The sequence below is a fragment of the Paraburkholderia sp. FW306-2-2C-D06C genome (assembly GCF_058781505.1).
Genome location: NZ_JBYSWU010000055.1, coordinates 32,717 through 58,029 on the forward strand (window position 1 = coordinate 32,717; position 25,313 = coordinate 58,029).

At 62.9% G+C, this 25,313-nt stretch carries 25 protein-coding genes and 1 tRNA gene; 17 read left to right on the forward strand and 9 right to left on the reverse strand.

The features are described from left to right. Window positions 1–148: 148 nt before the first annotated feature. Both AC3WLT_RS30375 and AC3WLT_RS30380 read right to left on the reverse strand, forming a co-directional pair. Complete coding sequence (locus tag AC3WLT_RS30375) at window positions 149–949, reverse strand: endonuclease/exonuclease/phosphatase family protein (protein WP_492595344.1); 801 nt, start codon at window positions 947–949, stop codon at window positions 149–151. Between the two features lie 58 nt (window positions 950–1,007). Continuing rightward, window positions 1,008–1,508: a hypothetical protein gene (locus AC3WLT_RS30380; RefSeq protein ID WP_492595345.1), complete on the reverse strand. Its 501-nt coding sequence runs from the start codon at window positions 1,506–1,508 to the stop codon at window positions 1,008–1,010. 308 nt (window positions 1,509–1,816) lie between these two features. On the opposite strand from AC3WLT_RS30380, the gene AC3WLT_RS30385 reads away from it, so the two are divergent. The 5 genes from AC3WLT_RS30385 (at window position 1,817) to AC3WLT_RS30405 (ending at window position 6,558) form a co-directional block, all read left to right on the forward strand. Next, the gene (locus tag AC3WLT_RS30385) at window positions 1,817–2,794 is read left to right on the forward strand and encodes an AAA family ATPase (protein WP_492595346.1); all 978 of its coding nucleotides are present in this window, start codon (window positions 1,817–1,819) and stop codon (window positions 2,792–2,794) included. A 104-nt stretch (window positions 2,795–2,898) separates the two neighbouring features. Beyond that, window positions 2,899–3,069: a hypothetical protein gene (locus AC3WLT_RS30390; RefSeq protein ID WP_492595347.1), complete on the forward strand. Its 171-nt coding sequence runs from the start codon at window positions 2,899–2,901 to the stop codon at window positions 3,067–3,069. Window positions 3,070–3,286: 217 nt separating this feature from the next. Beyond that, entirely contained in the window at window positions 3,287–4,393 is a 1,107-nt protein-coding gene (locus AC3WLT_RS30395; protein ID WP_492595348.1) for an NAD(P)/FAD-dependent oxidoreductase, read from the forward strand. A gap of 304 nt (window positions 4,394–4,697) precedes the next feature. Beyond that, entirely contained in the window at window positions 4,698–5,009 is a 312-nt protein-coding gene (locus AC3WLT_RS30400; RefSeq protein ID WP_492595349.1) for a high-potential iron-sulfur protein, read from the forward strand. A gap of 256 nt (window positions 5,010–5,265) precedes the next feature. Then, on the forward strand, window positions 5,266–6,558 hold the full coding sequence (locus AC3WLT_RS30405; RefSeq protein ID WP_492595350.1) for an MFS transporter: 1,293 nt from the start codon (window positions 5,266–5,268) through the stop codon (window positions 6,556–6,558). A 38-nt stretch (window positions 6,559–6,596) separates the two neighbouring features. On the opposite strand, the gene AC3WLT_RS30410 is transcribed toward AC3WLT_RS30405, so the two are convergent. Together AC3WLT_RS30410 and AC3WLT_RS30415 are read right to left on the reverse strand one after the other, a co-directional pair. Further along, entirely contained in the window at window positions 6,597–8,126 is a 1,530-nt protein-coding gene (locus tag AC3WLT_RS30410) for an amidase (protein ID WP_492595351.1), read from the reverse strand. A 198-nt stretch (window positions 8,127–8,324) separates the two neighbouring features. Beyond that, window positions 8,325–9,023, reverse strand: a complete 699-nt coding sequence (locus AC3WLT_RS30415; protein ID WP_492595352.1) for a dienelactone hydrolase family protein — start codon at window positions 9,021–9,023, stop codon at window positions 8,325–8,327. Window positions 9,024–9,301: 278 nt separating this feature from the next. Here AC3WLT_RS30415 and AC3WLT_RS30420 point away from each other — a divergent pair, with 278 nt between their 5' ends. From AC3WLT_RS30420 to AC3WLT_RS30430, 3 genes are all read left to right on the forward strand, one after another. Then, the gene (locus tag AC3WLT_RS30420) at window positions 9,302–10,405 is read left to right on the forward strand and encodes an NAD(P)H-dependent flavin oxidoreductase (RefSeq protein ID WP_492595353.1); all 1,104 of its coding nucleotides are present in this window, start codon (window positions 9,302–9,304) and stop codon (window positions 10,403–10,405) included. Window positions 10,406–10,882: 477 nt separating this feature from the next. Next, window positions 10,883–12,028 (forward strand): branched-chain amino acid ABC transporter substrate-binding protein, encoded by a 1,146-nt coding sequence (locus AC3WLT_RS30425; protein WP_492595354.1) that lies wholly within the window; start codon window positions 10,883–10,885, stop codon window positions 12,026–12,028. A gap of 143 nt (window positions 12,029–12,171) precedes the next feature. After that, complete coding sequence (locus AC3WLT_RS30430) at window positions 12,172–13,218, forward strand: cupin-like domain-containing protein (RefSeq protein ID WP_492595355.1); 1,047 nt, start codon at window positions 12,172–12,174, stop codon at window positions 13,216–13,218. A gap of 145 nt (window positions 13,219–13,363) precedes the next feature. Here AC3WLT_RS30430 and AC3WLT_RS30435 read toward each other — a convergent pair whose 3' ends face one another. After that, entirely contained in the window at window positions 13,364–14,575 is a 1,212-nt protein-coding gene (locus AC3WLT_RS30435; RefSeq protein ID WP_492595356.1) for an MFS transporter, read from the reverse strand. Between the two features lie 198 nt (window positions 14,576–14,773). On the opposite strand from AC3WLT_RS30435, the gene AC3WLT_RS30440 reads away from it, so the two are divergent. The 3 genes from AC3WLT_RS30440 (at window position 14,774) to AC3WLT_RS30450 (ending at window position 17,638) form a co-directional block, all read left to right on the forward strand. Beyond that, window positions 14,774–15,442 carry a HugZ family pyridoxamine 5'-phosphate oxidase gene (locus AC3WLT_RS30440; RefSeq protein WP_492595357.1) on the forward strand — a complete coding sequence of 223 codons (669 nt, stop codon included), beginning with the start codon at window positions 14,774–14,776 and terminating at the stop codon, window positions 15,440–15,442. Between the two features lie 397 nt (window positions 15,443–15,839). After that, complete coding sequence (locus tag AC3WLT_RS30445; protein ID WP_492595358.1) at window positions 15,840–16,145, forward strand: H-NS histone family protein; 306 nt, start codon at window positions 15,840–15,842, stop codon at window positions 16,143–16,145. A gap of 248 nt (window positions 16,146–16,393) precedes the next feature. Continuing rightward, window positions 16,394–17,638 (forward strand): cation diffusion facilitator family transporter, encoded by a 1,245-nt coding sequence (locus AC3WLT_RS30450; protein WP_492595359.1) that lies wholly within the window; start codon window positions 16,394–16,396, stop codon window positions 17,636–17,638. Between the two features lie 56 nt (window positions 17,639–17,694). Here the strand turns inward: AC3WLT_RS30450 and AC3WLT_RS30455 are convergent, their stop codons facing one another. From AC3WLT_RS30455 to AC3WLT_RS30465, 3 genes are all read right to left on the reverse strand, one after another. Further along, entirely contained in the window at window positions 17,695–18,153 is a 459-nt protein-coding gene (locus AC3WLT_RS30455; protein ID WP_085228732.1) for an Lrp/AsnC family transcriptional regulator, read from the reverse strand. Between the two features lie 90 nt (window positions 18,154–18,243). After that, window positions 18,244–18,870 carry a 3'-5' exonuclease family protein gene (locus AC3WLT_RS30460; protein WP_492595360.1) on the reverse strand — a complete coding sequence of 209 codons (627 nt, stop codon included), beginning with the start codon at window positions 18,868–18,870 and terminating at the stop codon, window positions 18,244–18,246. Further along, a complete protein-coding gene (locus tag AC3WLT_RS30465; protein WP_492595361.1) occupies window positions 18,867–19,511 on the reverse strand; it encodes an MBL fold metallo-hydrolase in 645 nt (214 codons plus the stop codon). Before AC3WLT_RS30465 ends, AC3WLT_RS30460 begins: the two co-directional genes overlap by 4 nt. Before the next feature lie 640 nt (window positions 19,512–20,151). On the opposite strand from AC3WLT_RS30465, the gene AC3WLT_RS30470 reads away from it, so the two are divergent. Beyond that, a complete protein-coding gene (locus AC3WLT_RS30470) occupies window positions 20,152–20,754 on the forward strand; it encodes a septal ring lytic transglycosylase RlpA family protein (protein WP_492595362.1) in 603 nt (200 codons plus the stop codon). 118 nt (window positions 20,755–20,872) lie between these two features. Here the strand turns inward: AC3WLT_RS30470 and rsmI are convergent, their stop codons facing one another. After that, window positions 20,873–21,748, reverse strand: coding sequence for a 16S rRNA (cytidine(1402)-2'-O)-methyltransferase (gene rsmI / locus AC3WLT_RS30475; RefSeq protein WP_492595363.1), 876 nt, complete (start codon window positions 21,746–21,748; stop codon window positions 20,873–20,875). 310 nt (window positions 21,749–22,058) lie between these two features. Between rsmI and AC3WLT_RS30480 the strand changes: the two genes are divergently transcribed. The 5 genes from AC3WLT_RS30480 (at window position 22,059) to AC3WLT_RS30500 (ending at window position 24,660) form a co-directional block, all read left to right on the forward strand. Next, entirely contained in the window at window positions 22,059–22,499 is a 441-nt protein-coding gene (locus AC3WLT_RS30480; protein WP_492595367.1) for a YraN family protein, read from the forward strand. Between the two features lie 268 nt (window positions 22,500–22,767). Next, window positions 22,768–23,355, forward strand: a complete 588-nt coding sequence (locus AC3WLT_RS30485; RefSeq protein ID WP_115099408.1) for a phosphoheptose isomerase — start codon at window positions 22,768–22,770, stop codon at window positions 23,353–23,355. Window positions 23,356–23,381: 26 nt separating this feature from the next. After that, window positions 23,382–24,173 carry a BON domain-containing protein gene (locus tag AC3WLT_RS30490; protein WP_492595364.1) on the forward strand — a complete coding sequence of 264 codons (792 nt, stop codon included), beginning with the start codon at window positions 23,382–23,384 and terminating at the stop codon, window positions 24,171–24,173. After that, window positions 24,170–24,520 (forward strand): c-type cytochrome, encoded by a 351-nt coding sequence (locus tag AC3WLT_RS30495; protein ID WP_492595365.1) that lies wholly within the window; start codon window positions 24,170–24,172, stop codon window positions 24,518–24,520. The genes AC3WLT_RS30490 and AC3WLT_RS30495 overlap by 4 nt, the downstream gene beginning before the upstream one ends. A gap of 64 nt (window positions 24,521–24,584) precedes the next feature. Then, window positions 24,585–24,660, forward strand: a tRNA-Ala gene (locus tag AC3WLT_RS30500). The last annotated feature ends 653 nt before the right edge of the window (window positions 24,661–25,313 follow it).

Below are 25,313 nucleotides of genomic sequence, written 5' to 3' on the forward strand. Positions count from 1 at the left end.
GGCTGCCATCGGCTGCCCTGCATGCGCCGGATAGGCGCGCCGCGCGGGCAACATTTTCAGAATGATACCGAAACCCGCCGTGCGGCGCAGCATTGACCCTGCTGATGAAACTGGCAAACCCATGTGAAATCGCTGCCGCCCTCGCAACTCATTCGACCCGCAAGCGCGCCATATACGGCAGGTGATCCGACAGCCACGCCGTTTCCTGGGTCGGCTGGATCCATTCGATCGGCTGCATGCCGCGCACGAACATCTTGTCGAGCGCGAGGGCCGGCGAGAAGGCCGGGAACGTGCGGCCCGATTCGCCGAGCAACGTCGCTACTTCGTGCAAGCCATGCTCGCGGAAGAGCGGCACCGAGTCATTGCGCCAGTCGTTGAAGTCGCCGGCGAGCACCAGCGGACCCTCCGGCGCTTCCTTCGCGATCCAGTGGGCGATCCAGTTCATCTGCCGCAAACGCGCCGAGCGCGTGAGCGCCAGGTGCGCGCACAGCAGCGTGACCGAATGGCCGCCAAAGGTTGCTCGTGCCACCAGCAAACCGCGCTTCTCGAAGCGATGCGCGGAGATATCCCAGCGTCCGCCGAGATCGAGCGGATGCGGCGACAGGATCGCATTGCCGTGCCGCCACGACGGCTTGAACACATTCGGCCCGAGCGCGATTTCCAGCTCCAGCGCGCGCGCAATCTCGGTGGCCTGGCAGTGCCAGACATCGCTCAAAGGATCGGCCGTGAGCGGTGCGCCGAATCCGGATGACAGCACCGGCGACGGCATGCGCCGCGCCATCGCTTCCTGTAGAAAGTACGCGTCCGCATGGGTCGACTGAACCCAGCGCTGCATCGCCTTCCAGGCTTGAAAACCAAGCGGCGTGCGGCCTTTATGCAGGTTCCAGCTCACCGCAATGAAATCCTTGGGCGCTATGCTCTCGCGGATCAATTCTTCGGGGTTTCGCATGCCGCGTTATCCACGTGTTCTGTTTGAGGGCTTCAGTTATCCGCTGCAGTGATTCGCTTCAATTTGCGCTTGCGCTATTCGCGAGGCTCGCACGCACGCGGTAGACCAGATTCGGGTTCTTGTCGACGATCGTCCAACTGGTCCACTGGCTGGCCGGCACCTTCAGACCCGGATGGCTCGCGCTCACCTGACGCGGTTGCGGCGGCAGCTTGCAGCCGGTGTCGGTTTGCTGCGGGGTGTTTTCCTCGAAGGTTTCCTGCGCTTCGATCGACAGCGTGACCTCGTTCGCATCCGCTTGCAGCGGCGAAACCGTCAGCGTGCGCGCCAGATCGATGTTGCCGGCGGGCTGATCCTTGCAACCGACATTGTGCTGCACGATCTTGTGATGGGTATCGGTGCGCGCCTGGCCGACGGTCGTGGTGCCGTCGAATGCGTCGATCTGCTGGCCGTCGCGCATCACCTGCAACTGCCATTGCACGATCTGCTGCACCGGCCGTTGTTGCGCATGTGCAAGCAGCGAAGTGCCGAGCAGCACGGCCACGATACTGGTTTTCCACATAGAAGATTCTCCGGGGCACTGCGTCCGGGACGGCGTCCGCCCGAGTAGTCAGACGGCCATCTTACGCCTGATAGACAGAACGCTTTTCTGACACTTCAATGGGGGCCGGGTTCAGCAACAACGAATTTCACATGGGGCTGCGAATCCCCCAAGGGGACTTCCTCCGGGGCGTCGCGGAACACAACCCGTTGTTAGCAGCAGAGCCGCACGACTGCTGGCTTGCACGTGGATATGGCCTCGTTACACTGGACTTGAAACGGCGCCCGGCAGGGTGCCGCTGCAGCAGGGCCAGCCAGACGGGGTGAGCTATGACAACAGCAGTGGTCAAACAGGAAATCGCCGTGGCGTCTTTCAGTCAGGTGTACGACCTCGATCGGGTCGAAGCCGCGCTGAACGATCTCGGCGAAGGCGCGAACGAGGCGCTGCGCGCCACGTACGAAAAGATGCTGAAGACCGGCAACCTGCGCTTTTGCGTCAAGCCGAACCGGATGCCCTCGATCGACGATCTGATCGACGCGCTGCCCAACTTCTCCGAGCCGCTCGACGATATCCGCAAGCAGGTCGCCTTGTGCCTCGAGACCGAAGACCGGCTCGAACTGATGCCGATCCTGCTGCTCGGCGACCCCGGCATCGGCAAGACGCATTTTGCGAAGCAGTTGGCGCGCCTGCTGGGCACCGCCTATCAATACGTGGCGATGAGTTCGTTGACGGCGGGGTGGATTCTGTCGGGCGCCTCGTCGCAGTGGAAGAACGCGAAGCCGGGCAAGGTGTTCGAGGCGCTGGTGAACGGCAGCTACGCGAACCCCGTGATCGCCGTCGACGAAATCGACAAGGCCACGGGCGATTCGCAATACGATCCGCTCGGCGCGCTCTATGCGCTGCTCGAACACGATACGGCGCAGGCCTTCATCGATGAATTCGCCGAGATTCCGATCAATGCGGGCCACGTGATCTGGATCGCGACAGCGAATGACGAGCGTTCGATTCCCGAGCCGATCCTGAACCGGATGAACGTGTACGAGATTCCGCCGCCGGACCAGGACGGGGCGCGCCGCATCGCGCAGTCGATCTACGACGAAATCCGCTCGGCGCACGCCTGGGGCTTGCGTTTTCCCGCCGAGCTGGGCGACGCCGCGCTCGATGCGCTGAAGCGGGCATCACCGCGCGAAATGCGGCGCGCGATTCTCAATGGCTTCGGCGCGGCGCGCATCGGCGGACGCGATCGGATTGAAGCCGGCGACATTCGACTGGACCACGGAAATCGCCGAAAACCGATCGGTTTTTGATGTTTTTTGATGTTTTTTGGCCTGTTTCAGGCATCCGGGCTGCCTTCGGGCGGCCTTTAATTGCCTCAATTCACGGAATCCATACTCAAAACAGGGTGAATGTCGTGGCAATTGTTTCCAATTGCGCGTTGATGCCGAAGCGCGCAAACGGGCAGGCCGACGTGGCGGGCGCGTCGCGTCAAGGCGTCAGCACGCGGAGCGAGGCGCGAGCGGCGCGGCGCGCCCATCGCGAGCATGAAGAATCGAGCGCGGCGACTGTGGACGGCGTACACTGATTCTGTCCGGCCCACATGCTCAAGACCCGCTCAAGACCGAATGCCCGCAGCCGTTTTCGACTGCGGGCATTTGTGTCTGTGCAGCGTCGTACAATTTTGAGGTGTGGGCAGGTGCATTCGACAGCGAGCGGTGTGCGGCACTCGGTAGCCGCATCCCGTCTTCATCTTTATCGGGTGAACGAGGCAGTGCGCGGTGGAGTCGGCCGCGCCAAGGGATATGGATCAAATCGAATGTGTAGTGATCGGCGCGGGTGTGGTCGGCCTCGCCGTGGCGCGCGCCCTGGCGGCGCGCGGGCGCGAAGTGATCGTGCTGGAAGCGGCCGAAGCGATCGGCGTGGGCACCAGCTCGCGCAATAGCGAAGTGATTCACGCGGGGATCTACTATCCGCGTGGCTCGCTGAAAGCGGCGTTGTGCGTGCGCGGCCGCGAGATGCTGTACGACTATTGCGCCGAGCACAACGTGCCGCATTCCCGCTGCGGCAAGCTGCTGGTCGCGACTTCGCGCAATCAGATTCCGCAGCTTGAAAGCATCATGGCGAAGGGCCGCGAGAACGGTGTGCTCGACCTGATGCGGATCACCGGCGACCAGGCGCAGGCGCTCGAGCCGGCGCTCGAATGTGTCGAGGCGGTGTTTTCGCCGCAGACCGGCATTGTGGACAGTCATCAGCTGATGCTGGCGATTCAGGGCGACGCGGAACGCAACGGCGCGGTGTGCGCCTTCCACGCGCCGGTCGAAGCGATCGAGGCGAGCAACGGCCGCTTCGTCATCAAGGTGGGCGGCGGTGCGCCGACCACCATCAGCGCCGCCTGCGTCATCAACAGCGCCGGTTTGCACGCGAACGCGCTGGCCCGCAAGATTCGCGGGCTCGATGCGCGCCATGTACCGCCGCTCTATCTCGCGCGCGGTAATTACTTCAGCATTTCGGGCCGCGCACCGTTCAGCCGTCTGATCTACCCCATGCCGAACGAAGCCGGCCTGGGCGTGCATCTGACGATCGACCTCGGCGGGCAGACGCGTTTCGGTCCCGACGTCGAATGGGTCGATGCGATCAATTACGATGTCGATCCGCACCGCGCGGAGTCGTTCTATGCGGCGATCCGCGCGTACTGGCCCGCGCTGCCGGACGGCGCGTTGCAACCGGCCTATGCGGGAATCCGTCCGAAGCTGTCCGGCCCGGGCGAGCCGGCCGCGGACTTCGTGATCCAGGGTCCGGCCGCGCATGGCGTACGCGGGCTCGTCAACCTGTTCGGCATCGAGTCGCCAGGGTTGACGGCGTCGTTGGCGATTGCGCAGCGCGTCTGCGAACTGAGCGGCCGCGCGTGATAGCTGGCCACCCGAGCCTGGCCACCCGAGCCTGGCCACCCGAGCCTGGCCACCTGAGCCTGGCCACCTGAGCAGGCCTCCCGAGCTTGCCACGCGAGTTTCCACCCGAGTTTCCACCCCGGGTTTTCATCAGGCATTTGCATCCGCGCGCCTATCCGGCACGCCGCGCCCGATAGGCGGGCGCGCGCAGTACTAATTCGGTTATCTCTATCATTTGAGTCGTCACGCGCGGCGGCTTCATTGCTATCCTTGGGAACCGCTGTCATCAGAACGGCGATCAGTTCTATAAATGGAGAGAGTCCCCATGAAATCATCCCGTCGTACGTTTTTGATCACCAGCATCGGTGTTGCATCCAGCTTTGCACTGTCGCGCCAGGCTTTTGCCGACGCGCCGAAGGTCGCCGAATCCGATCCGACCGCGCAAGCGCTCGGCTACAAGGAAGACGCCAGCAAAGTCGACAAGGCCAAGTTCGCGAAGTACGCGCCGGGCCAGGACTGCGGCAATTGCAGCTTCTATCAAGGCAAGCCCACCGACGCCTACGCCGGCTGCCCGATGTTCCCCGGCAAGCAGGTCGCGGTCAAGGGTTGGTGCAGCGCATATAACAAGAAGGCCTGATAGCGTCCGGGCCGCGTATACGTTAAGTGTCGCGGTAAGTGCGCCGCAACATGCCCGCGCGCGATTGAAGTTCGGATTGCAGTTCGATCATCGAGGCGTCTGCCGCAACCCGCGACAGACGCCTTTTTGTTGCTTGAAAACAGCTTGCGCGCTCTTTACACTCCAATGCGATTGCGTGGGCGAGCACAGTTTTTCTCTCATACGCTCACGCACACGCGACGCACCGCGGGACACTTTTCGCAGGCTGGAGATTCGAATGGCACTAGCGTCAAGGAGCCTCAATACACGGGCAGTCGCGGCGGCCGTGATCGGCAATGCGCTCGAGTGGTACGACTTCACCGTGTTCGGTTTCATGACGGTGGTGATTACCCAGTTGTTCTTCCCGGTGGGCAACGATTATTCATCGTTGCTGCTCACCACCGCGACCTTCGGCGTCGCGTTCTTCATGCGGCCGGTCGGCGGCATCGTACTCGGACTCTATGCGGATCGCGCGGGACGCAAAGCGGCGTTGTCGCTCGTTATCGCGCTGATGACGCTCGGCATTCTGCTGCTGGCGATCGCGCCGCCATACTCGGCCATCGGCATTGGCGCGCCTTTGATGATCGTGCTGGGGCGTCTGCTGCAAGGCTTTTCCGCCGGCGGCGAATTCGGCAGTTCGACGGCGTTGCTGATCGAAGCCGCGCCGTTCTCGAAACGCGGCTTTTACGGCAGCTGGCAGATGGCGAGCCAGGCCGCGGCACTGCTGCTCGGCGCGGTGGTGGGCGCGTTGATCACACGCGGCTTGCCGCCCGAAACGCTGAAATCGTGGGGCTGGCGTGTACCGTTCATTCTCGGCTTGATCATCGGGCCGATCGGCTTCTACATCCGCCGGAATCTCGCCGATTCGGAAGCGTTTCTGCATGCGCAAAAAACCGCGCGCCGCGCGACGCTGCGCGAAGTGTTCAGCAGCCATAGCCGCGAGATTCTGTGTGGACTCGGCGCGGTGATCGCGCTCACCGTGACGATCTATGTGCTGATCAGCTACCTGCCGACTTTCGCGGTCAAGCAACTGAAGCTGCCCTACGCGCAGTCTTTTTACGCGGTGATCGTCGGCAATCTGCTGTTGACCGTGCTCTCGCCGCTGACCGGCGCATGGTCCGACAGGATCGGGCGCAAGGGGCTTTCGCTGTGGTCGCTGGTGCTGACGCTCGTGATCATTTACCCGCTGTTCGCGTGGCTCGCGGCGGAGCCGACCGTGTCGAAACTGATTCTCGTGCAGGCGCTTCTGTCGATCACGCTGTCCGGCTACTACGGTCCGTTCGGCGCGTTGATCGCCGAACTGTTTCCAGCGAACGTGCGCTCGATTGGCTTATCGCTCGCGTACAACATCGCGGTGATGCTGTTCGGCGGCTTTGGGCCTTTCATTGTGACGTGGCTCATCAACACGACCGGTTCGCCGCTCGCACCGACTTACTACGTGATGGGCGGACTGGCGCTGTCGATCGTCGCAGTGGCCTGCATCCCCGGTAAGCGCCACGCGGATCTCGACGCGCGGCGCAAGCCTGCCTGAAGGGAGCTTTTAGCGGCGGCTTTTCGACGGCGCCCTCTCTAGCTGCGCGCCTGCATCAACGGCGGCCGCTTGTCGAACCACGGCCGCGCCGCTTCGAGTTGCGCGGCAAGGCGCAGCAGGGTTGCTTCGCCGCCGTCACGCGCGGCGAACTGCACGCCGACCGGCAGTCCGCGCGCATTCCAGTAAAGCGGCATCGACATCGCCGGCTGGCCGCTGAGATTGAACACTTCCGTGCAGCCGGCCCACGCGAACGCTTTGTTCGACGCTTCGGTGAGCATCTTCTTCATCAGCGGTTCGAGCGGCATCGCGGTGATGGCGCGCATCTGCATGCGCTCCACGGAGGTGGGCTGCATTTCGCCGATCTTGATCGGCGCGGCGGCGAGCGTCGCGCACAGAATCACGTCGTAGCGGCTCAGCAGACCGGTGAGCCGTTCGGTGATGCGGCGCTGTTCTTCCAGCGCGGCGGGCAGTCCGCGTTCACCCAGCTTGCGGCCGACGTGCGCCATCGCCCACGTCGAAATTTCGAACTCCGTGCGCAGCGGTTTGCGGCCGGTGATGCGATCGGCGTTCAGCACCAGGTCTTCGGCTGTTACCGACCAGATCGTCAGGAACGCATGCCGGACTGCCGCGAAATCGATGCCGAGCGAGACCGGCTCGATGTTATGACCCAGCGAACTCGCGAGTTGCGCGGCGTCCTCGAGTGCGGCGCGCGCGTCGGCGGATAACGACGGCGCGAGCATCGGTTCGGTGACGTACGCGATGTTCAGCGGCTTGCATGGCTCGCGCGCGGCGCTCAGGAAGGTGCCCGGCGCGCCGGCCGGCCGGTCCGCGTTGCCGCCGAGCAAATCGAGCAGCAATGCGCTGTCGCGCACGCTGCGCGATACCGCGTGGTCGATGCCGAGCTCGCCGACGGCGGCGGTCGGCGTCGCGCGCGGCACCCGTCCGCGCGACGGCTTGAGGCCGAACAGTCCGCAGCACGAAGCGGGAATACGGATCGAACCGCCGCCGTCGGACGCATGCGCGAGCGGCACGATGCCCGCGGCGACCGCCGCCGCCGCGCCGCCGCTGGAGCCGCCTGGCGTGTGGTCGAGATTCCACGGATTGCGGCACGCGCCGAACAGTTCGGGCTCCGTATAAGGCATCTGACCGAGTTCAGACGTGCTGGTCTTGGCGAAGATGTTGAGCCCGGCCGCTTTGGCGAGCGCGACGACCGGCGCGTCCTCGGTGGGAATGAAGTGGCGATAGTGACGGCTGCCCATCGCCATGCGCAGCCCGGCGACCGATGCGCCCAGATCCTTGATCAGAAAGGGCACGCCTGCCAGCGCGCCTTGCCCGATTCCGTCGGCCCTGCGATCCGCGCTATGCGCGCCATTCGCCCTGTTCGCGTCGTCGCGCGATGCGCGTTGACGCGCCGCGTCGTAGTCCTTCAGGACAATCGCATTGATCGCGGGATTGACGGCCTCGGTGCGTGAGATCGCGATATCCAGCAATTCACGCGCGCTTGCTTCGCGGGTGCTAACCAGTTCGGCGAGGCCGATGGCGTCATAGGCGAGATAGTCTGAATGCACGACGGATGAGCCCTCGCTATCGAGTGTTGGAACCGTGCCGATTGCATGGCGGCGTGATGAACTGCTGCGCCGGATGTGCCGTCGTTCCCGATTCATGCCAGCGTACTGGGGAAGACGGCGCACCGGATGCGCGCCGTCTTTCGAGAGAGTAACCGGGTTATAGCCCGCGGGTTATAGCCCGCGAGTTAAATCCGCGAGTTACAGACGTTCGCCGAGGAAGGTCAGCGTGCGGCCGTGCGCCAGCGCTGCCGCATGCTGGTTGTACGACGCGCGGTCCGAGCAGTTGAAGCCGTGATCGGCGTTCGGATAGATGTTGAATTCCGCATCCGTGCGGCCCGCGAAGCGCTCCTGGATCTGGCCCACCGCCGACAGCGGAATATGCGCGTCGAGTTCGCCGTAGTGGAATTGCATCGGCACTTTGATCTTCGCGGCCTGGTCGAGCTTGTTCTGGATGCCGCCGCCGTAATAGGCGACCGCACCGTCGAGCGAGCCTTGCGCTGCCGCCAGATAGGCGAGTTGGCCGCCGAAGCAGAAACCGATCGCGGCAATCTTGCCGGTCACTTCCGGCATCGCGCGCAGCGCCGCGGCGGCCGCGCCGATATCCGCGACCGCCAGGTCGACGTTGGTCTTCTGCAGCAACTCGATGCCCTTGTTGCGGTCGGCGCCCTCATAGGTCAGTTCGACGCGCGGCTGCGTGCGCCAGAAGATGTCCGGCGCGAGTGCGATGTAGCCGTCTTGCGCATACTGATCCGCGACCGAGCGGATGTGGCTGTTCACGCCGAAGATCTCCTGGATGATGATGACGGCCGGTCCCTTGCCGCCCTTGGGCAGCGCCAGATAGCCGCCGAAGCTGTCGTTGCCGGCGGGGATATCGATCCATCGGGAAGTCGTGCTCATGTTGCTCTCCATTGACCTGCGCACCGTTCGCTGTGCGAGGCCGGTCTGATTGAATGCCAAAGGCTCGAGTGCCTGAAGCGGGCGCTCAGTTTGCCATCAAAAGAAACGCCGTGCAGCGAGGCTCCGCGGGGCCTGACAGCGACCCACGCAGCGCGGCAATCTCGTAAGACGATTGAAACATTCTCGATAATTCATTTTTCCGTTGCAGCGCGGCTGGGTACAGTCAGGCGTATCTGCTCGCCTGTGCTGCGAGGGTCTTGTGGGAAAAGGAATCGATCATGAGTGAAGGCAGTTTTGTGACGCCGTTTGCCGAACGTTTCAGGATGCGGGTGCCGGTTGTGCAGGCGCCGATGGTCGGCGGCGCGACCACGCCGGCGATGGTGGCGGCGGTGTCGAATGCGGGCGCGCTCGGATTTCTGGCCGGCGCGGCGTTGCAGCCCGAGAAGATCGCAAGCGAAGTGGCGGCGATTCGCGCGCTGACGGATCGTCCGTTCGGCGTCAATCTGTTCGTGCTGGAGACCGCTACGCCCGACGAGGCGACCGTGCGCCGCGCGCTCGAGGCGATCGATCCGTTACGGGCGGAGCTCGGTTTGGCGCCGGACCACCCACTCGAACGCTACGCGCCCGACTTCCGCGCGCAACTCGATACGCTGATCGAATTGCGCGTGCCGGTGGCCAGCTTCACGTTCGGGCTGCTCTCCAAAGACGATGTCGCGCGTTTGCACGCGGCGGGTCTATATGTAATAGGCACCGCGACGCATGTCGCCGAAGGGCAGGCATGGCGCGACGCAGGGGCCGACGCGATCGTCGCGCAAGGCGCGGAAGCCGGCGGGCATCGCGGCACCTTCATCGGCGCGTTCGAAGACGCGCTGATCGGCACCATGGCGCTCGTGCCGCAGCTTGCCGATGCGACCGGCCTGCCGGTGCTGGCGGCGGGCGGCATCATGGACGGACGCGGTGTGGCCGCCGCGCTGGCGCTGGGCGCTCAGGCGGCGATGATGGGCAGTGCGTTCATCACATGTGCGGAGAGTGCGATCTCGCCGGCATGGAAAGACCGTTTGCGCTCGATGCCCGACACCGCGACCAGCGTCACGCGCGCCATCACCGGCCGCCATGCGCGCGGCATACGCAATCCGCTGATGCAGCGCTTGACCGAATCAGCGCAAAAGATCGCGCCGTATCCGGTGCAAAACGCTTTGACGCAGGAACTGCGTCAAACCGCGAGCCGTGCGGAAAACGCGGACTATCTGTCGCTCTGGTCGGGCCAGGGTACACCGCTTGGCCGCAAGCGCCGCGAAGGTCTGGGCGCCGCCGAACTGGTCGAGCAACTCGACCAGGAGTGGCTTGCGGCGGCGGCGCGGATCGCGGCGCTCAAACGCTGATTCAGCGCGGTTCAGGCGCGGTTCGAATGCAGGTCGTACGCGGTTCGTACGCGGTTCGTACGCCTCTTGCGCCTGCCCGCAATGCGCCTGCTTTTTACGCACAAAGCCTATTCGAAACATTAACGGTTTAACACGCTAAAACCTTTAGGCCGTGCCGTCAGACGAACCCCTCATATAGCGGAAACCCGCATGGGCTGGCGCTTTCCAGCCTGCCTGCCCGGTCGGAACGGGCGCCTGTTGGATAAACGCTATTAGTGTTCATCCCACTTTCTCAAAAAAGTCCCACAAATTAATTTGATGGCCTACACTTGCGCGCAAGTACGGTTTGCCGCCTGCCACAAACAGGTTGGCGGACGTGCTGGCCAAGTGCATGAACGATGCAACCGGCGTGGTCGTCCACGGGACTGAGCGACACGTGTAGGGACGCGGGGGCACAGGGCGATTACGTTGTTTTTGGGACCGAAACTGGAGACTTACATGAACATCAAGATTCAAAAGCTGTTGCCGATCAGTGCTGCGGCGATGCTGTTCGCGACGTTGGCAACAACGGCCGCGGCCGACACTGTCGTCAAGATCGGTCACGTGGCACCGCTGACTGGTGGTATCGCTCACCTGGGGAAAGACAACGAAAACGGCGCGCGCCTGGCAGTTGAGGAAATCAATGCCAAGGGCCTGACGATCGGTGGCCAGAAAATCACGCTGCAACTCGACGCACAAGACGATGCGGCTGACCCGCGTACGGCAACTCAAGTCGCCCAGAAACTGGTCGACGATAAGGTCGTTGCAGTGGTCGGTCACTTGAACTCGGGCACGTCGATTCCGGCTTCGAAGATCTACAGCGATGCAGGCATCGTGCAGATCTCGCCGTCGGCGACTAACCCGGCTTACACGCAACAGGGCTTCAAGACGACGTACCGCGTTGTGGCGACCGATGCGCAACAGGGCCCGGCCCTGGCTAACTACGCATCCAAGTCCATGAAAGTGAAGAGCGTCGCGATCGTCGACGACTCGACCGCTTACGGCCAGGGTCTGGCGAACGAATTCGAAAAGACCGCGAAGTCGTTGGGCCTGAACGTGATGTCGCATGACGCGACCAACGACAAGGCTGTCGACTTCCGCGCGATTCTGACGAAGATCAAGGGTGAAAACCCGGACGCGATCATGTACGGCGGCATGGACGCCACCGGCGGCCCGTTCGCCAAACAAGCCAAGCAGCTCGGCCTGCGCGCGAAGGTGCTGGCAGGCGACGGCGTGTGTACCGACAAGCTGTCGGACCTGGCCGGCGACGCAACCGACAACATCGTCTGCTCGGAAGCCGGTATGGCGCTCGAGAAGATGGCTGGCGGCGCGGCGTTCCTCGCCAAGTATCAGAAGCGTTTCGGTCAGCCGATCCAGATCTACGCTCCGTTCACGTATGACGCTGTGTACATCGTCGTCGACGCAATGAAGCGTTCGAGCTCGACCGATCCGGCGAAGATCCTGGCAGCCATGCCGACGACCGACTACAAGGGTGTGATCGGTGAAACCACGTTCGACTCGAAGGGCGACCTTCAGCACGGCGTGATCTCGCTGTACAACTACAAGTCGGGCAAGAAGACGCTGCTTGACGTTGTGAAGATGTAAAACTGCGTGTTCGGCGACAGCTTTGCGTGTCGCCGGTCAAGTGGTTCGAAGGCACGCGCGCCGCATGGCTCGCGTGCCTTTTCTTTTGGCCGGACGCATGAGACGCTGACGGTTTGACGCATGAGACGCTGACGGTCTGACGAATGCCGCTGTATGCCGCCTGGGAGAATGACGTGAGCTCTGAGATCCGCTCGATCGATGACGGCTGGCGCCGCTGGATTGCCGAGAATCTGCTGCTCGATGCACCGCCGCCGGCGCTCCATGGCGTGCTGATCGAACATGGTTTCGACGCGGCCGAAGCCGCGCGCGAAATCGAGGCCGCACTCGCGAGTCCTTATTTGCAGGGCGCCACGCGCTTGCGCAATCGTTTGCGCAAGCGCGACTGGATGTTGTCCGTGTACGGCACGCTGAGCCGTTTGCGCGCTTACAGCGATACGGTCGAACGGCGCGAGCGTCTATCGCGCGATGAATTCTTTGAGCAGTACTACTTTCAGAACCGGCCGGTCATCATCACCGGCGCCTTCGATTTCTGGCCGGCTCGCACGCAATGGAATTTCGATTACTTTCGCTCGTGTTGCGGCCATTGCGAAGTCGAAGTGCAGTTCGGCCGCGAGTCGGATGCGAACTATGAAATCAATCAGCCGAAGCTCAAGCGGATGATGCGCTTTGCCGATTATGTCGATCTCGTCGAGCGCAGCGGCTCGACCAACGATTTCTATATGACGGCCAATAACACGTCGCACAATCGCGCGGCGCTGGCCGCGTTATGGTCAGATGTGCCGACCATTCGCGAATATCTCGATGCCGGGTCGCCCGATACCGGATTCTTCTGGTTTGGACCGGCGGGCACCAGAACGCCGTTTCACCATGATCTGACCAATAACTTCATGGCGCAGGTGATCGGCCGCAAACATATCAAACTGGTTCCGCTGTCCGATACGCCGCATATGGCCAATTATCTGCACTGTTATTCGCAAGTGGACGGCAGTGCGATCGATTACGCGCGTTTCCCGTCGATGCGCAATGCGCAGCTGATCGAATGCACGCTGGCGCCGGGCGAATTGCTGTTTTTGCCGATCGGCTGGTGGCATTACGTCGAAGGACTCGACGCGTCGGTGACGATGACTTTCACCAACTTTCTGCAGCGGAACGATTTCTCGCGCAATTACGATACGTATCACGATCTGTGAGGGATTCGCGCGGCGCGTCAGCGGCTTTGTCGCGGCGATAAAAAACGGCGAGCCGGTTGCCCGGCTCGCCGCCCCCCTTCGACGCTGGTGAATGGGTTTTCGTGTGCCGTTACGTCCGCCGATGCAGCGACAGCGCGATCCCGCATCAGATTTTCAAACGACGCAGCAGTTTCGGACCGGCAACCGCGATCAGCGCCGAGCACACCGCGACCACCGACAACCCGATCGACAAACTGGTCATCTGCGTCACCGCACCGATAATCACCGGGCCGAGCAGCAGGCCGAAGTACGCCAGCCCCGCGACGTGCGCGAGTCCTTCGGCGGCATGAATTCCTTTGACGCTTGCCGCCGCCGCGAACAGCACCGGCATCATGTTGGCGAGCCCGAGGCCCATCAGCGTGAAGCCGATCAGCGCGGCTGCCGCGTTCGGCAGCAGCAGCGCGCCGACCATCCCCGCAAACGCGAGCGACGCGCTCGCCATCACCAGTTGCGGTGCGCCGAAGCGGGCGCGCACCGCGTCCCCGGCGAAACGCGCCGCCGCCATGCCGCCCGAGAACGCCGCGTAGGCCGCGCTGGCGAGCGCCGGCGTCGCCAGCACGACGTCGCGCATGTAGACGGTCGCCCAGTCGTACATGGCGCCTTCGGCGATCAGCGCAACCAGCGCCATCGCGCCGAGCGCCCACAACGCGGGCGAGCGCCAGCGGTTGGCGCGCGGCGTGGCGGCATCCGGATGATCGGCGTGCGGCACATGCGGCAGCACGGAAGGACAAGCCGCGATCAGCACCAGCGCGCTGACCGCCGCGGCCAGTGCAAGGTGCACCGCCGGCGCCATACCGCGCGACAACAACGCGCCGCCGACCGCCGCGCCAAACATCCCGCCGACGCTGAACATGCCGTGCAGCGACGACATGATCGGCTTGCCGAGCGCCTTCTCGACGGCGCTGGCTTCCGCATTCATCGCGACGTCGAGTGTGGCCATGCCCGCGCCGAAGATGGCCAGCACGATCAGCAACAGCCAGTAAGCGGGCACGACCAGAATCAGCGCCGCGCACACCATCATGACGAGGCCGCCCGTAAGACAGGCGCGGCGCGTGCCGACGCGCGCGATCCACGAAGCGTTCGCCGCCATCGCGCCGATCGAGCCGCCCGCCACAGCCAGCAGCGCGAACGACAGCAGCGCCGCGTTCAGATGGAAGCGGTCGCGCACGGTGGGCACATGGACCCCCCACGATGCGTACATCATCCCGGCAATGAAAAACACCGCCATGGTGGCAAAACGGGCGCGCTGGCGCGCGGTGCCGGAAAGGTCGCGGTGAGCGGCGGGGAGGGTGGCGAATTCGGAAGAGCGGTCGGGCACTGAAATCTCGTCGAGGGAGAGAACGCCGGAAGAAAGCGCGTTGAAAGCGAATTTCCGATTCTATCGAAGCGTGCCGTCTCCTGCCCGGAGCGCGGTGATCTAGTATTTACGATTATTCGGGGCGGCGTGAAATGAGAGACGTGCGCCCCCAACCCGTGTGCCGGTTATCTTGCCGGTCATCCATTGAGGGACGCGCACTTGAACATTCCCGCCCACGCTCCGCTGCATCTGCTGCATACCGCCGCTGTCGGCACGCTTGCGACCCATGCGCGCCAGCCGCAAGGCTTTCCCTACCCGTCGGTGCTGCCATTCGCGCCGGATTCGCGGCACCGTCCGACGATTCTCGTGAGCCGGCTCGCCGAGCATACGCACAATCTGCACGCCGACCCGCGCGCCGGTTTTCTGGCCGTCGACGCGCCCGATGGCGACGTGCTGAGCAGCCAGCGCGTTACCTTGCTCGGCACCTTCGAACCGGTCGACTCGACGCCCGAGGTCGTGGACCGCTATCTGCGCTATCACCCGGACGCCGAACGCTACCTGGTTCTCGGCGACTTCACGTTCTGGGCGATGAAGATCGAGCGGCTGCGCTATATCGGCGGCTTTGGCTCGATGGGATGGCTCGACGGCGCCGAACTCGATCCGCTTGCGCCGCTCGGCTTCGATGAAGAGCGCGCGTTGATCGAGTACTTCACCCGGCATTCGGCGCATGCCGCCGAACTCCAGTTGCTTGGCGTCGATCGATACGGCGTCGATCTGAAACACGACGGCGCGCGCACCCGTTTCATTTTCGACGACGCCATACGCGATACTGAAACCTTGCACGCCGCGCTCGAAGATTGCATCCAGCGCCACGCGAATCAAGCTTGATTGCTTTGATTGCCGCTCGGGGAAAACACGTATATCGCAATAACGACGGAGACATCTACCGCAATATGTGACACGGCTTCATGTTAAAGCTTTCATGCCGTGAAATGTTGGTGCGAAATATCCATCTTAATTTTCATTTTTTGATAATTAATCTCATAATTACTGATGCCTCGCTACGGTTTTTCAGCAAAACACGAAACCAGCCATTTGAAAGACTGTGCGTAACGCGGCGGTCGATGGAAATTTTTCGAAACGAAATAGGATTAATTTTACGAAGCGACTTTTGCAGTCTTTCTATTTTGTGTTAATCTCGCCATCAAATTCCGAGGCATGATCACTTTCAAAGGGCAAGCTGGCTTAAGACTGGCAGTCATTTATCCAAACCATAAGGGAACCTATGTCTTCCTACAAGGAACTACTCGCCCAGCGCGAGAAGCTCGAACAGCAGATCGAAGAAGCGAAGTCGCGTGAATACGCGGAAGTGTTGAATGAGATCAAGCAGAAAATGGCCGACTACGGCATTACGCTGAGCGAGCTCGGCGGCGGCCGCGCTGCCAAGGGCGCTAAAGCCGCCGGTCGTCCGCGTGCGGGCGTTGCGCCGAAATATCGCGACCCGGACAGCGGCAGCACGTGGTCCGGCCGTGGCAAGCCGCCGCGCTGGATCGCAGGCCTCGATCGTGAGAAGTTTTTGATCCAGAAGTAATGCAGTACACCAGTGGCGCCATTACAGCACCGCTGCTGACAAGAAAACCGCGCACCGTCCAGGGCGCGGTTTTTTATTGCGCCGGCGAATTGACATGCATTTGTCACACGTGCTCCATCCGATTGGAACGCGAATGCTTTTCGTTTAGATAAGCATCTGATTTAAAAGGGAAATTGAATGTCTGGATGGAACTATTTCGAGATGATCCGGGTAGAATGCAGCCATTGAACCTTTTCTCGTTGCTTCAGATGCCTTCCGCTACCGCCGTCCAGTCCGCCGAGAAACATCGCGTTGCGCGCAAAAGCACCTTTGTCAGTATTGCGCTGAATACGGTGTTGATGGCGCTGCAAATCGTCATCGGCGTGTTTGCGCATTCTCAGGCGCTGGTCGCCGACGGTGTCCATTCGCTTGCCGATCTGATTTCCGATTTTGTCGTACTGGTCGCCAATCGGCACAGCGGCGCGAAGCCGGACGCCGATCACAATTACGGACACAGCCGCTATGAAACCGTCGCTTCATTATTTTTGGGCGGACTGCTGATTGCGGTAGGCGTCGGCATGTTATGGCGCGCCGGTACGCGTCTTGCCGATTTGCAGAGCATTCCCGCCGTGCATATGAGCGCGCTCGCAGTCGCCGTTCTCGTGTTGATTTCCAAAGAAAGTCTGTTTCGCTACATGTTGCGCGAAGCGCAGCGCGTGCGTTCGGCGATGCTGATTGCGAACGCATGGCATGCGCGTTCGGATGCGGCGTCGTCGCTGGTGGTAGCGATCGGCATTATGGGTAGCCTCGCGGGCGTGCGCCTGCTCGATCCGATCGCCGCGGCGATTGTCGGCTTCATGGTGGCGCGCATGGGGTGGACGTTCGGCTGGGACGCGCTGCAGGATCTGTCGGACCGCGCGCTCGACGAAGCCGCGGCCGCCGACATGCGCAAGCTGTTGCTATCCACCCCCGGCGTGCGCGACGTGCACGAACTGCGTACGCGCAAGATGGGCGATTTCGCGCTCGTCGACGCGCACATTCTGGTCGATCCGCTGATTTCGGTTTCGGAAGGGCATTACATCGCGGAGTCGGCGCGCTTGCACGTGTTGACCGACAACCGCGTGCTCGACGCGCTCATCCATGTCGACCCCGAAAACGATGCGCTCGCACGGCCACCGGTCAACCTGCCGACGCGTGAGCGGGTAGTCGCCGAAGTCGATGCGGCGCTGGCCGAGGGCGGTATAAAGGCTGCGGCGGTCAATATCCACTATCTGAGTACGGGGCTGGATGTCGAAGTGACCTTGCCGGCCGCCGGTTCGCGCGCCGTCGAGAGCGACGCGCAGAATCTCACGCGCGTCGACCTGGCTGCGCTCAAGCGCCGCTTGGGCGCACGCAAGCTCGATGTGGTGCGGGCATTGGATACGGCGCCGGCTGAAACAGGCTCCGCGAAGGAAGCCGGGGCGGGCGAGGCGAATGTACGCGGCGGGCTCGCCGAGCCGCACCACGCCCCCTGAACGCGCCGCCATGATGTGGGGCGCGAAAAGCTCGCGCCAGCTTCGGCGTCACGGTGTCACAGCGGCAATTGCGTATCGAATTTGATCTCGCGGAGCACGACGCTCGTACGTACCTGCGCAACAGCCGGAATCTTGAAGATGCGTTCGTGCAGAAAGCTGTCGTACGCCTTGATGTCCGGCGCCACGATCTTGAGGATGTAATCGGCTTCGCCGGTCGTGCTGTAGCACTCGGTGACTTCCGGGCAGGTGGCGATTTCCCGCTCGAACTGTTCGACGCCGCCTTCGGTGTGCCGTGTCAGATGAATATGTGCGAGCGCGCAGACGTGCAGCCCGAGCTTTTCGCGATCGAGCAGCGCCGTGTAGCGCTGGATCACTCCCGATTGCTCCATGTCCTTGATACGCCGCCAGCATGGCGTGCTCGACAGGCCGACCTGGTCGGAAATCTCTTGCACGGAGCGGCGTGCGTCGAGTTGCAGTAGGCGCAGGATTTTTTGAGAGAACGTATCGAGTGTCAACTGCGCCTCCGTTTGCGTCGCCGTATCAACGCATGGTAGAGGGCTCGAAAACGAAACGCAATGTAAAACGGCTTCGGCGAGGGAGATTACCTAATTTACCGGTTCCTCAGCGGCGTTTTGCCCTGAGTCGTCCCCATCTTTACCGGCTGCGACACTCGCCTGAGTGGCTCGCAACTCCTTGAGCATGTTGCAGAAGAGTGCGCCCTGTTCGATCGCGTCGTCGAGCGCGACGTGCGTGTGCGGATGATCGTCGAACCAGTGTTTCGGAAAGCGCGGTTTGATGCTCTTGCGATACGGCAAGCCGGTCATCGCGAAGGCCAGCGTCTTGATGTCGAGCGCCGACCAGGAAAACGGGCAACGGCCGGCAAAGCGCATCATGTACCAGAACATATAGGTGAAGTCGAAACCCGCCGGCATCGCCACGAACACCGGTTTGCCCGGCAACGCTTCAACCCATTCGACGTAGGCCTTCAGTGCGGCTTCCGGCTGCTGCAAATCCTTGCGGCAGGCTTCCCACGCATCGGGCTGCGTCTTCCACCACGCGGCTTGCACCGGATGCGGCGCGGCGCCTTCGAGCAATTCGAGATTCGCCGAGAAAGTGGCGATCAGCTGCTTGTCTTCGGTATAGGCAGCGGAGGCGAAACTGAGCATCGAATGCGGGCCGGGAATCGGGCCGTCCGCTTCGACGTCGGTGCTCACATAGATTTCGCTGCTCATGCTTCTACTCCGTCCGCGACGTATGGATTGGAGCGGCGCTCGGCGCCGAACGTCGAGGTGGGGCCGTGACCAGGCACGAAGGTGACGTCGTCGCCGAGCGGCCAGAGTTTCTCGCGGATCGAGCGCACCAGATCGGCGTGATTGCCGCGCGGAAAATCCGTGCGGCCGATCGACCCGGCGAACAGCACGTCGCCCACCAGCGCGAGCCGATGTTTGCGGCTGAAGAACACCACGTGTCCCGGCGTATGGCCGGGGCAGTGATAGGCCTCGAGGGTTTCGTCGCCGAATTGCACGGTGTCGCCATCTTGCAGCCAACGGTCCGGCTCGAACGCCTCTGCGGCTGGAAAGCCGAAGCGCGTACTTTGATCCGGCAGCTTGTCGAGCCAGAAGCGCTCGTCGGGATGCGGACCTTCGATCGGCACGCCGTAGTGCGCGGCAAGCGTCTTCGCGCCCGCGCAGTGATCGATATGCCCATGCGTCAGGAAAACTTTTTCGACCGTCACGTTCTGGCGCGCTATTTCGCCCTGAATGACATCGAGGTCGCCGCCCGGATCGACGACGGCCGCTCGTCCGGTCGCCTCGCAAACGAGCAGCGAACTGTTCTGCTGGAACGGCGTGACGGGGATCAAGGTGACTTTCATGGATGACGGCGCCGCTGGAAAAACGTTGATTGTACCGGCGTCTCGCCTACCCTCGCCGGGGGCGCCGAGACCTTGTCGCAGCGGGCCGTCGCTTGCCCATTCTTGCAACGATAGTGAAAAATCATCAAGGTTTTCAGTCGCTTGCCATCTCAGAAATTTCTTTTTGGTATAATGCCCTCCAGTGCACGGGTCACCGTGCCGCCACAAGGTGATGCGTCCCCATCAAAAATGGGCACGCGAATTGCCACTCAAGTATGTGCCGTCACGCTTTACCGACGGCAATCCAGTATCGATGCATTCGATGCACACGTCTTACCCAGCCAGGCGCCGCGCGCCTGCAACGGACCTAACCTCCGTGACGCTGGGTGGGGCCTACGCCGCCGTTCCTGCACGCTGAGTTCCGCGCGCAAGAACGTGTTTGCCACGTTCGATGGCGGCATGTGGGGTCTGGTCAGGCTGCCGGGGACAGGTTGCGCCAGACGTGAAAATTAACCGTGCGGTAGCGGCTGTGTGAGCCGCATCCGGGCTTCTGCGTACTGCGCTCGTCTGCGCGGCGCGCTGTCGTCCGTTGCCGCCGGAGTCGCAGGCAACACGCTCAATTTTTCGCGTGATGCGGCTCGACAATGTGATTGCACGTCTTATGAAAACTCGGTTAACCCGTGGTCTCGGGAGTCTGTTCGCCTTTTTTGTGCTGGTCGGCTGCGCGACGCCTCCGGGCGCCAGCAGCACGTCCGCAAACGGCATGCCGCTCAGCACGAAGAATGCGCAGGCGGGCTCGTTTGGGCCGCAAGCCTTCGGTGGCGCTCCGGCATCCAATGACGCCGCCAAAGGCTTATCGTTAGCCGACGCGCAGCCGCTGACGGACGACGGTCCCAGCATTTCGGACTTCCATCAGACCGGCCGCGCTTCCTGGTACGGCCGCGGCTTTCATGGCCGCCGCACCGCCAACGGCGAACGTTACGACATGCACGCGCTGACCGCAGCGCATCGTACGCTGCCGCTCGGCTCGTTTGTGCGTGTGACCAATCCGGCCACCTCGCGCTCGGTCGTCGTGCGTATCAACGACCGTGGTCCGTACGCGCGCGGCCGGGTGATCGACCTGTCGATGGCCGCCGCGAACGTGCTCGACATGCGCCATGCCGGCACCGCGCGGGTCAAGATCGAAGGGTTGACGCGGCAGGAAGCAAGGGCTGCACGTAACGAAATACTGGCGTCGAACTCGGGTTCGAGCGCCGAGAAATAAGCTGATGGCGGCACGCGTGTTTCAGGCGCAGCCGTAACGCCAGCGAGCAAGCGGCACCGCACGCTTGCCGTGCTGCAAGATTCAGTCAAAGGGCCGCCTCGCGCGGCCTTTTGCTTTTTTACTCATCCTTCTTCAGCGCCAACGCGCGCGTGTACAGCGTGTTGCGCGACGCCCCGGTGATGGCCGCCGCGACTTTCGCCGCGCTGCTCACCGTCAGCTCTTCCAGCAGGATGCCCAGCAACGCGTCGTGATCCTGCTCGCCGGCGGCTTCCGCCTGCGCGCCTTCCACCACCAGCACAAATTCACCGCGTTGCCGGTTCGGATCGGCGGCGAGCCACGCTGGCCCTTCGGCCAGGCTGCCGCGATGCAGCGCTTCATGTAACTTCGTCAATTCCCGCGCGATCAACAGCTTGCGCTCGCCGCCGAACGAGTCGGCCAGTGCCTGCACCGTCTCGACGATCCGGTGCGGCGCTTCGTAGAACACCATGGCGTGCGGATGCGTCGCGAGCGTTTGCAGCGTTGTCGCGCGTTGTTTTGCTTTCGGCGGCAGGAAGCCGAGGAACGAGAACGTCGCGACCCAGTCGCCGGCCGCGCTCAACGCGGTGGCGAGCGCGCTTGCGCCGGGTAGCGGAATCACCGGGAAGCCCGCTTCGCGAACCGCGTCGACCAGTTTTGCTCCGGGGTCGGAGATGCCCGGCGTGCCCGCATCGGAGACGTATGCCACGCGTTCGCCCGCTCGCAGATGTTCGATCAGGCGCAGCGCCGCGGCCCGCTCGTTGTGCTGATGAACCGCGACGAGCGGCTTCGAGATGCCGTAGCGCGCGAGCAGCTGGCCGGTGTTGCGGGTGTCTTCGGCGGCGATGCGGTCCGCGAGTCCGAGCACATGCAACGCGCGCAGCGTGATGTCGGCGATATTGCCGATCGGCGTGGCCACCACATACAGCGCGGCAGTGGGGTACTGCTGCCCTTGCGCGAGTTCGGAGAGAGGAGTCATGGGACAGAAGACGCAGACAGACGGAACGAGGCCGCCATTGTGCCACGCAGCGGCGCGCGAGCCGGGCGGCGCGCCGACGGCGCGACATGCCGCCGGCGCCACGGCGGTGAGCGTGCCGAAGGGCGTGACAATGAACCGGACAGAGAGCACGCCAAAGGGCACATCAAAGGGCACATCAAAGGGCACATCAAAGGGCACACCAAAGGGCACACCAAAGGGCACACCAAAGGGCACACCAAAGGGCACACCAAAGAGCACGCCAATGAGCACGCCGACGGGCAGAGCGGTGACCGCACCGAACGGCACGCCAATGAACGTATTGAAGAGCGCCGCGGCGTGCGCGCCGGCGAGCTTGCCCGTCAGCGCGCACAACTTTTTGGGACCTGCCCGGTCCAAACTCGTCGGCGCCGCTTTCGAGGCGCGTGCGCTGGAGTTTCTGCAGCGGCAGCGTCTGCGGTTCGTCGCGCGCAATGTGATGTGCCGCGGCGGCGAGATCGATCTCGTGATGCGCGAACGTGACGGCGCATTGGTGTTCGTCGAGGTTCGCGCCCGTGCGCAGCGGCACTATGGCGGCGCGGCGGCGAGCATCGGGTGGCAGAAGAAGCAGCGTATTGTGCGCGCCGCACGGCATTATCTGGCGACCCGCGGCCGGTATTCGCGCGACGAACCCGCGTGCCGTTTCGATGTGATTGCGTTCGAGGCCGGCCGGCTCGTGTGGCTGCGCGATGCGTTTCGCGCCGACGAAGTCTGACGCGGTGCGCGGAGAACGCGTGTGAGTGCGATAAACTTGCGCTCGCGTGCGGGTGTGCGAGCGACGCGCGCAAGCAGAAAAGCAGCGCGTTTTGCGGCGTATTCGCGAACGTGCGGGGTTGCCGGCATCACGCGTCAGCACAAAGCGAGTATCGCGCGGAAGCGAAATGAGCGCCGCGCGGGCATTGCGGAGCACCACCTGAAAGCACCCCAGTCTTCACAACACGGCCGCATGGCGCGGCTCATTCGCGGTACAAATTAGAGACTCGATGTCAGTCGAACGCATTCAACAACACTTCCGCGACAGCGCGGCAGTCAAACTCGAAGCCCTCGAAACCCTGTCGATGCCGATCGCCGCTGCGGTCGACACGATGTTCACCGCGCTTGCCAACGGCAATCGCATTCTTGCGTGCGGCAACGGCGGCTCGGCAGCCGACGCGCAGCATTTCGCCGCTGAACTGATCGGCCGATTCGAACGTGAGCGTCCGGGTTTGCCGGCGATCGCGTTGACCACGGACACGTCCGTGCTGACCGCGATTGCCAACGACTATTCATTCGAGCAGATTTTCTCGAAGCAGGTCTGGGCGCTCGGCCAGCCGGGCGACGTGCTGCTGGCGATCACCACGTCCGGCAATTCAGCCAATGTGCTGGCCGCGATCGAAGCCGCGCACGAGCGCGAAATGATCGTGGTCGCGCTGACCGGCAAGGGCGGCGGGCGCATGCAGGAAGTCTTGAGCGACACCGATATCCATGTGTGCGTGCCGTCCGATCGCACCGCGCGTATCCAGGAAGTGCATTTGCTGACCATCCATTGCCTGTGCGACGGCATCGATGCCATGTTGCTGGGCGAAGATTGAGACTGATTCCGAAGGAGAGCTAGTTGATGAGCGTATTCCGCGTCAAGAAAACACTGGTGAGAACCGTGCTGGTGGTCGGGTTCGCGGCGGGACTGTCCGCGACGTTGCAGGGTTGTTTCCTCGCCCTCGCTGGCGCGGCGGGTGGCGGCGCGCTGGTGGCGACCGACCGGCGCACGCTCGGCGCGCAGACCGAGGATCGCGAGTTGCAGGTGAAGGCGCTCGCGCAGATCAGCCAGAATTTGCCGGACTCGGCGCACGTGAACGTGACGGTGTTCAACCGGCGCGTGCTGCTGACCGGTGAAGTGGCGGGCGAGGTGTCGAAGCAGCGGGCCGAGACGATCGTGCGTGGCTTGAACAACGTGAACACGATCGTCAACGAACTCGCGATCATGCCGGCCAGCTCGTTCTCGTCGCGCACCAATGACACGTACCTTGAAACGCGCGTGAAGACCGCACTGATCGCCGAGAAGAATATTTCGGCGAACAACTTCAAGGTGGTGGCCGAGCGTGGCTCGCTGTATCTGATGGGTCTCGTCACGATGGACGAAGGCAATCGCGGCGCGGATGTGGCGAGCCGCGTGCCGGGCGTGACGCAGGTCGTGAAGGTGTTCCAGTACATCCAGCCGCAGGAAGCGGCGGCGGCTGCCGCGGCTGCGGCAACTGCGCCGGTGGCTGCATCGCAACCGGACGCCAGCGCGCCGACGGTCGGCACGATTCCGGATTCGTCGGTGAGCGCGCGTCCGCTCGAGCAGCAGGCGCCGGCGCCGGTCAGCAATTCGAGCTCGGTGCATCCGGGCAATCCGAAGACGACGCCATGAAGTGGGGCGTTGCTTTCGCAGGCGCTGTATTGACGGTTGGCGTGTTGGGCGGTGCTTTTGCATCGACGGTGCAGGCAGCTGATACGCCGCGCGGCCAGATGGTGGCAAACGCGAATGCGTGTATGGGATGTCACGCGGTGGACCGCAAGCTGGTCGGGCCATCGTTCCAGCAGATCGCGACGAAGTACAAGGGCGATGCGCAAGCGCCGGCAAAGCTGTCGCGCAAAGTGAAGGACGGGGGGGCTGGCGTATGGGGCATGATTCCGATGCCGGCGCATCAGTCGATGAGCGATGCGGACATCCGCACGGTGGTCGATTGGGTGCTGGCGGGCGCGCCATCGAAGTGATGTTTTGGCGCGCGGCGGCGCTTGGCAAAACGGAAAATGCCTGTGCTAGAATAATTCGCACGTTGGGGGGGTAGCTCAGCTGGGAGAGCGTCGCGTTCGCAATGCGAAGGTCGGGAGTTCGATCCTCCTCCTCTCCACCAAAGACATTCCAAGCAACACCAAAGTTTGACCAGAAAACCCCGCCGGGCTTGGCTCCGCGGGGTTTTTTGTTGCATACTATCGCCAGATTCTCCCAGCGACTGCAACCCCCAATCTGGGGTAACACCGGGGGTCGCTTCCAAGTGTTCCGGACCTGTTACCCCCCAACACGCCCAAAACTGAACGGACTCCGTTGACGGACGCAGCGATACGCGTTGCGGCCCCTCGCGCGAAGGTCTGGCGCCTGTATGACAGCCTGGGCTTGATTCTCGAGATCCATCCAGCCGGGGGAAATACTGGCGGTTTAAGTATCGGGTGGCGGGTAGGGAAAAGCGGTTGGCGCTGGGCATATTCCCAGATGTGAAGGTAACCGCGTCGACGAACTCACGCCGTGGGTCGTTGCTGACCAGCTCCGCACACACCGGTAACTCCAACGTCAGGTCAAGACGTCACTGGCTACACGCTTACACGCCAATAGCCCTAGAGGGCCGGTTCTCGCGCAAACAGCGGCGCCATCACGCCGCATCGCATACGTCTCTTTGCGCCACCGCAATGACATCCAGAGAATTGATGACAGGGTAAGCACTCGATCTGTACCGTCTGTTCGTAATGGCGGGACTGGGGCAATCTGATTCCCATCAGATGTGATGGGGAT